The sequence below is a fragment of the Novosphingobium organovorum genome (assembly GCF_022832435.1).
Lineage (GTDB): Bacteria > Pseudomonadota > Alphaproteobacteria > Sphingomonadales > Sphingomonadaceae > Novosphingobium > Novosphingobium organovorum.
Map to the genome: position 1 here is coordinate 95,258 of NZ_JALHLF010000004.1, position 7,183 is coordinate 102,440.

At 68.2% G+C, this 7,183-nt stretch carries 8 protein-coding genes; 1 reads left to right on the top strand and 7 read right to left on the bottom strand.

Annotated elements, in window-relative coordinates; all coding sequences use genetic code 11:
- Positions 1 to 54 precede the first annotated feature (54 nt).
- A complete protein-coding gene (locus MTR62_RS02325) occupies positions 55 to 768 on the bottom strand; it encodes a hypothetical protein (RefSeq protein WP_244016668.1) in 714 nt (237 codons plus the stop codon).
- A complete protein-coding gene (gene ispG / locus MTR62_RS02330; RefSeq protein ID WP_244016669.1) occupies positions 765 to 1,901 on the bottom strand; it encodes a flavodoxin-dependent (E)-4-hydroxy-3-methylbut-2-enyl-diphosphate synthase in 1,137 nt (378 codons plus the stop codon). Before ispG ends, MTR62_RS02325 begins: the two co-directional genes overlap by 4 nt.
- 110 nt (positions 1,902 to 2,011) lie before the next feature.
- Here ispG and MTR62_RS02335 point away from each other — a divergent pair, with 110 nt between their 5' ends.
- Entirely contained in the window at positions 2,012 to 3,037 is a 1,026-nt protein-coding gene (locus MTR62_RS02335; protein WP_244016670.1) for a zinc transporter ZntB, read from the top strand.
- Positions 3,038 to 3,056: 19 nt separating this feature from the next.
- Here MTR62_RS02335 and MTR62_RS02340 read toward each other — a convergent pair whose 3' ends face one another.
- The 5 genes from MTR62_RS02340 to MTR62_RS02360 all read right to left on the bottom strand — a co-directional run.
- Positions 3,057 to 3,569: a GNAT family N-acetyltransferase gene (locus MTR62_RS02340; protein WP_244016671.1), complete on the bottom strand. Its 513-nt coding sequence runs from the start codon at positions 3,567 to 3,569 to the stop codon at positions 3,057 to 3,059.
- Complete coding sequence (locus tag MTR62_RS02345; RefSeq protein WP_244016672.1) at positions 3,569 to 4,033, bottom strand: GNAT family N-acetyltransferase; 465 nt, start codon at positions 4,031 to 4,033, stop codon at positions 3,569 to 3,571. The genes MTR62_RS02340 and MTR62_RS02345 overlap by 1 nt, the downstream gene beginning before the upstream one ends.
- Positions 4,030 to 5,103 carry an RDD family protein gene (locus MTR62_RS02350; protein ID WP_244016673.1) on the bottom strand — a complete coding sequence of 358 codons (1,074 nt, stop codon included), beginning with the start codon at positions 5,101 to 5,103 and terminating at the stop codon, positions 4,030 to 4,032. The genes MTR62_RS02345 and MTR62_RS02350 overlap by 4 nt, the downstream gene beginning before the upstream one ends.
- A complete protein-coding gene (locus MTR62_RS02355; RefSeq protein ID WP_244016674.1) occupies positions 5,100 to 6,197 on the bottom strand; it encodes a stage II sporulation protein M in 1,098 nt (365 codons plus the stop codon). The genes MTR62_RS02350 and MTR62_RS02355 overlap by 4 nt, the downstream gene beginning before the upstream one ends.
- The coding region (locus tag MTR62_RS02360; RefSeq protein ID WP_244016675.1) for a DUF58 domain-containing protein at positions 6,194 to 7,183 on the bottom strand (990 nt) is incomplete at its 5' end. The genes MTR62_RS02360 and MTR62_RS02355, both read right to left, overlap by 4 nt.

Consider the following 7,183-nt stretch of genomic DNA (forward strand, 5'->3'; position numbering starts at 1 on the left):
GGCCAGTCTATCCCTGCTCGCCCTGCACATCGGTTAACGCGCCAAGGCCCGCGCTCAAGCCTCGTCGGGTCCGCGATACCCGTGGTGCAGGCCCGTGCCGCCCAGCGCGGCCATGAGCCCGACCACGAGGCTGTCCCAGACCATCAGCGCCCAGACCAGCCCCGCGCCCTGCCCCAGCGCCGTGTGATGGTCCCACTCGTGCAGGAATTGCAGCGCCGTCCAGCCCGGCGCGACATAGAGCGCGATGCGCAGCGCCTTGCCCCAGCCACGCGCGTAGGCGGCGCGCAGGCCCAGCGTGCGATCCCCCAGCAGTCCGGCGACCATCAGCACGATCCCCGGCAAGGACAGCAGCGTCAGCACCGCCCCTGCAGCAAACGTCACGGCGGGATCGAGATCGAGCGGCAGCATGCCCGGCACCGCCGCAAGCACCTGAACCAGAAAACCCAGTGCCAGCGGCTTCCAGACGATATCCGCCAGACTCCACGCTCGCCGGCCGGTCGCCCGGTTGGCCCAGAACCGCGCGGTGAATACGACCGCGAGCGTCAGCCCAACCAGCTTGGCGGTGCCCAGCTGCCCGCGCAGCGCATCGCCCTGATGCGCCGCGAACGCGGTCTTGTCGGCGAACATCCCGAGCTGAATTTCGGCCGCGTGCTGCGCGAGTTCGGGCGCGATCACCAGCGCCAGCGCAAGCGGGGCGAGCCGAAACACGCGCAGCGCATCGCGATGGCTGGCCAGAAACCCGCGCAACTCGCGTGTCAGGCGGCTCACTCGGCGGCTTCGACCGCGGCCTTGGCGGCCTCCTCGGCAGCGTCCATCTCGGCCGCCTTCTGCTCGACCAGCTGGACGATATGGTCGAGCATGTCGGCGTCCTGCACGGTGTGGTCGGTCACGCCCGAAAGGTAGACCATGTGCTTACCGTTGCCGCCGCCGGTCAGGCCGATGTCGGTCTCGCGCGCTTCGCCCGGACCGTTCACCACGCAGCCCAGCACCGAAAGCGAGAGCGGGGTCTTGATGTGCTGGAGCCGCGCCTCGAGCGCCTCGACCGTGCGGATCACGTCGAAGCCCTGCCGCGCGCACGAGGGGCACGAGACGACGCGCACGCCGCGCGTGCGCAGGCCCAGCGTCTTGAGCATCTCGAAGCCCACGCGCACTTCCTCCTCGGGCTCGGCCGAGAGCGAGACGCGCAAGGTGTCGCCAATGCCCGACCACAGCAACATGCCCATCCCGATCGAGGACTTGACCGTGCCGCCGATAAGCCCGCCCGCTTCGGTGATGCCCAGGTGCAGCGGGCAGTCGACCGCCTCGGCAAGACCCTGGTAGGCCGCCACCGCGAGGAACACGTCGGAGGCCTTCACCGCCACCTTGAATTCGTGAAAGTCGTGGTCCTGCAACAGCTTGATATGGTCAAGCGCGCTTTCCACCAGCGCCTCGGGGCACGGCTCGCCGTACTTTTCGAGAAGGTCCTTTTCCAGGCTCCCGGCGTTGACCCCGATGCGGATGGCGCAGCCGTTGGCCTTGGCCGCGCGCACCACTTCGGCAACGCGATCGTCCGACCCGATATTGCCCGGATTGATGCGCAGGCACGCCGCGCCCGCATCGGCCGCTTCGAGCGCGCGCTTGTAGTGGAAATGGATGTCCGCGATCAACGGCACCGTGGCCGCGCGGGCGATCTGCTTGAACGCGCTGGTGCTCTCCACGTCGGGGCACGAAACCCGGATGAGGTCCGCGCCCGCATCCTCGCAGCGACGGATCTGGTCCACGGTCGCCTTCACGTCGGACGTGGGCGTGTTGGTCATGGTCTGCACCGTGATCGGGGCATCGCCGCCGACGGGGACACTGCCGACCATGATCTGGCGGCTCTTGCGGCGCTCGATCGTGCGCCAGGGACGAATGGAAGACATGCCGCTCCTATAGGCGCTTGCCATGAAGGTTTGAAGCACGTTTGCGCAAAACCCGCGCGGGCGGCCCCATCCCCTTTGAACCTTTCGCCTTTTTCCGGCATTCAGGGGTGATGATCGAGACCAGCGAGTACGACCCGACCGACACTGCCGAGAGCCGCGATGCGCAAAGCCCGCTGATCTTCGGGCGCGTGCTGGACGGACGCGGCGGCGCACGCAGCCTCGACTGGGACGAGGCGCGCGACTGGCTGCCGGGCAAGCCGGGCGAGATCCTGTGGGTGCACCTGTGCCGCACGGTGGAGGGCGCGGCGCAGTGGCTCGACGAAGGGCTGGGCCTGCCCGAACCCACCGTCGAACTGCTGACCAGCGAGGACACCCGCCCGCGCGCCTTTCGCGAAGGCAACGCGCTGGTCGCGACCTTGCGCGGCATCAACTTCAACCCCGGCGCCGAACCCGAGGACATGGTCTCGATGCAGGTGTGGTGCGACGGACGCCGCCTCGTCACACTGCGCCGCCGCCCCTTGCAGACCCCGCAGGCGCTCAAGTCCCAGCTCGACCGGGGCGAGGGTCCGGTCGATGCGGGCGCGCTCATCACCCTGCTGGTCGAACACATGATCGCGCGCATGAACCGCTCGATCATCGATATGAACGAGGTGATCGACCAGCTCGAGGACAGCGACCCCGAGGACGATCCGGCGGGCATGCTCGACAAGATCGCGACGATCCGGCGCAATTGCCTCGGCCTCAAGCGCCACATGGCCCCGCAGCACGAAGCGCTCGAACGCATCAGCCGCGACGCGCCGGCCTGGTTCGAAAACCACGACCGGCGCGAGATCGCCGAGACGATCGACCGCCTGCGCCGCTACATCGACGATCTGGACATCAGCAAGGAAAGCGCCGTCGTCCTGCAGGACGACTTGCGCGCGCGCGCCGCGGCAAGCGCGGACCGCACCTCCTACATGCTGACCATCGTCGCCGCGATCTTCCTGCCGCTCAGCTTCGTCACCGGCCTTTTGGGCATCAACGTGGGCGGAATTCCGGGCATGCAGGACCCCGACGCGTTCTGGTTCGTGGTCGTGCTCTGCGTGACGATCCTGATCGTCCAGCTGGTGATGTTCTGGCGCTGGAAGTGGTTTTAGGAGCTGCGGGAATCCCGTCTCAGATCAGCGCGGCGAAGAGGAATTCGTGGTCGCGCTGCTCGCCGACCATGAAGTAGGTCTCGGCGACCTTCGCAAAGCCATGGCGCGCGTAGAAGCGCTGGGCGTCCGGGTTGTCGCTGTAGACCGAAAGCTGGATCTCGTCAGCGCCCTGCGTGCGCGCGTAGTCGAGCGCCCAGGCCATCAGCTTCCCGCCGATGCCGCGCCCGATCACATCGGGATCGGTGTAGAGCTGCTTGAGCTCGATCACGTTCCCGCCCCGCGCCACGTCGGGCCAGCCGCAGGCCAGCTTCAACTTGCAAAAGCCCACGATCCGCTCGCCCTCGCAGGCGAGCATCACGGGGATCTTCGGGTCGGCGATTTCCGCCGCGACGCGCGCCTCGCCATGGCTGTCCGCCAGAAAATCGGCCAGGTCCCTGGGGGTATAGAGGTGGCCGAACTTGGCCACGAAGCTGCGCTGCCCCAGATCAGCCAGGGCAGCGGCATCGTTGGCGTTGGCTTCGCGCAAATCCATTAGAGCTCCAGCGTCATGCACATCGAAAAATCGTTGCGCGCATAGTCGGCAAAGGGCGCGCACTCAACAAATCCGTGCGCGCGGTAGAGCCTCTGCGCGGGCACGAAAGCTTCGGGCCGCCCGGTCTCGAGGCTGACACGGGCAAACCCGCGCGCGCGCGCTTCGCCAAGCAGATGGAGCAGGATCACGCGCCCGGCGCCCTTGCCCCGATAGGCCGGGGCGACACGCATCGCCTTGATTTCGCCATGCCTGGGATCGAGCCGCTTGATCGCCCCGCACCCGGCCAGAGCCTCCCCGTCCCAGGCCGAAAAGAACGTCACGTCGCTCTGCCGCAGCCGCTCGGCGGGCATCGCGTGCACGCTCTCGGGCGGCGACCAGCGGTGCATCTCGTCGAGATGGAACTGGAGCAGCGCGAGGATCTCGCCCCCCGTCAGATCGTCTTCGCGGATGGCGTAGCCGCTCATGGATTGTCCTTTCCGCGCAGGGTTTCAGAAGCGTGCTTGTCGGCCTTGCGCACGCCCATGCGCATGCCCGCCTCCAGCCGCGCGCGCAACTGGGTGTAGTAGGCGCGCAGGAACGCGGCTTCGTCGTTCCAGCCGTCGTTGCGGCCGATCTTCTCGGCGATGGCAAGGTAGACCGGCTCGATCGCCTTGGCCTTGGGATCGCGCAGCACGCGTTCGAGCGCTTTGAGTTCGAATTCGCCATAGACCGCCAGTTCCGCCTCGCTGAAACGATAGCCGCTCGCGACCATCGCAGCCCCCGCTGGTTCGGGCGCGGGTGCCTTCGTCGTGCCAGTGGCAGTGCCTCTGGCAGTGGCAGTGGCAGTGGCAGTGGCAGTGGCAGCGGCAGGGGCGGAGGCCGACGCGGTGGCGACCGGGCCAAGCGAGAGCGCCCGGTCCAGCTTGCGCCGCGGCGCCTGGAGCACCCAGCTCCCGGCGATCACGTCGCCCGCGCGCAACCCGTCGCGGTTGAACAGCGGAAAGAGCAGGAAGATCGCGAACCAGGCCGTGGCCGCGATCCAGCCCGGCCCGCTTTCAAACCCGGTCGAGAGCAGGAGGATCAGCGGCAGGAACAGCTCGACATCGCGCAGCAGGTTACGCGCGATGACCATCTCCGCGCTGAGCCGCCCCCCGTCGCGCGCAGCAATGCGGATGCCGTTGAGCCGCTTGCCCGGTGTCGCACCGCGTGGGCCAAGCTCGAAGAACAGGAAATAGGCGTTGCGAAAGAAGAACATCATGATGATCCACACAATCATCAGGAATTGCAGCGCATAGCCCGCCGCGCTCTGGCTATGAACCGTGCGTCCAATCGAGGCGGTGCCCCCCGCCACGTACATCAGGCCAAGCGAGATCGCGATCATCAGCACGACGATAAGCCCGAGGTCGAGCACCAGCGCACCGATCCGCGCGCCCCGGCTGGCCACCGCGATCGAAAGCGTGACGCCCTCGGGCGTGACCAGCGTGCGCGCCAGTCCCGAAGCGTCGCGGCGCAGCGCCGCCTGCCGGGCGCGCCGCGCCTTGAGCCGGGCGATCATCGCGAAGTTCCCTTCGGCACGCTCCTGTGCGCGTTGGCCTCGCGCCAGCGGCGGGTGCCGCGAAAGGCGAAGAAATAGCTGCACCACAGCGCCAGCATGAAGCCGCCGATGGCAAAGCGCCCCGGCGTCGTGTCGACCAGCTGGCGCGCAAAGCCCTCGAGCAGCGCGGCCAGCACCAGCATCATCACCACCCCGGTCATCACCACGGCGGAGCGTTGCCCCGCCTCGGCCGCCGCCTGGAGCACCGGGCGTTGCCCCGGAAAGGCCAGCGCGCGCCCGATGTGCAGCCCCGCCGCGCCCGACAGCATGATCGCATAAAGCTCGGTCGTACCGTGGACCGCAATCCAGCCCGCGAAGTCGAGCGTCAGCCCGGCGCCATGGTAGAGCCAGAGCATGGCCCCCAACAACGCCAGGTTCTGCACCAGCAGCAGCAGCGAAGGCACTCCGAAGGCGAACCCCAGCGCGAAGGACAGGATGGAGACCTGTGCGTTGTTGCTGAACAGCTGCGCGGCAAACACGCTCATCGCGTTCTGGCCATCGTTGCCGAACAGCGTTCCATGCAGGTCCTTGGCGCTCGCACCGGGCACGCGCACGCCCGCCATGTCCTTGCCGACGAGCGCGAAATACCACTCCGGATCGTGCGAGACGAGCAGCCAGCCCGCGATCGTGCCCGCCACCATGACCGCGAAGGCCACCGCGATGTCGGGCGCGATCGAGCGCACCGCCGCGCTCCAGCCGCCGGTGAAGAAACCGCGCAGCCAGTCCCACAGGCTGGTGCGCGGGCCGTAGACCACGAACCAGGCCCGCTGGACGAGCGCTTCGAGATAGGCCAGCGTCGCGGCATCGAGCGACGTCTCGCGCGCGACCGACAGGCTTGAGGCCACGGTGCGGTAGAGGCCGGGCAGCGCCAGCAGGTCCTCGTCCGAGACCTTGCGCAGCCGCCCCTTCTCGAGCGCGCGCACGATCGTCTCGAGCCGCTGCCAGTCGGCCTCGCGCTCGATCCGGAAACGGTCCGAACGCAGCGCCGCGCGCTCGATCGCACCGGCATCGTCGGTGGTCGTGCGGCGCCGGGAAAGACCGAAACCCAGGTTCATCCGATCGCTCCCAGCCGCTTGATTTCCAGATAGGCATCGATCAGGCGCGGCCCGATCGTCGCGTACGAAGCTTCGATCACGTCGACCCCCATCTGCTGGAGCCGGCGCAGGACAAGCGCGCGCTGGCGCAGCAGCATGTCGGCCGAAACCGCCTCGGACAGCTCCTGCAGGCTGTCGGGCGCGGCGCCTGCAATCGTCTCCAGCTCATCGTCGGCCAGCGTCACGAACAGCACGACATGGCGCTTGAGCAGGCGCCCCACGCTCTCGATCATCAGCTGCGCGCTGGTGAGGTCGGTGAAATCGGAAAAGATCACGATCAGCGAACGGCGCTGGAGCTGGCCTGCCAGCGTTGCCAGCGCGAGCGTGAAATTGGGCTCCTGCGCGCGGTAGTCGAGCCCGGCGGCGGCGCGCTGGAGACGGTGGAACGCGCCCGAACCGGTAACGAAGGGGGTCCTGAGTTCCGGCCTTGCGGCAAAGCCGAACAGAGCCACCCGGTCGCCCCCCTTGAGCGCCACGTAGGACGTGGCAAGCGCGGCGGACACCCCGCGGTCCAGCCGGGGCATACCCTGCACCGGCTCGCACATCGCCTGCCCGCAATCGAACGCGAAGACGATCTGGTTGTTGCGCTCGGTCTCGTATTCCTTGGCGAAAAGATGGACATGGCGCGCCGAGGCCTTCCAGTCGATCCGGCGCCGTTCCATCCCCGGGTGGTATTCGGCCAGCGCCTCGAACTGGGTCCCCTCGCCGCGCATGCGCCGCGCGATGAGCCCGAACTGGGCGTCCTTGAGAAAGGTCTGCAAGGCGGGCGAACGCACCGCCGCAACATTGGGCCAGACCCGCAGGTCCTTGTCCCAGTGGCCCGAAAACTGCCGCGAGGCCAACCCCAGCGGGCCGTTCCAGCGCAACCAGACCCCGCCGATCCGGCCGGTTCCGCGCCGCGCCGGGATGAGCGCCACGCGCCCGCTCCAGCCCGCCTCGCCGCCCGC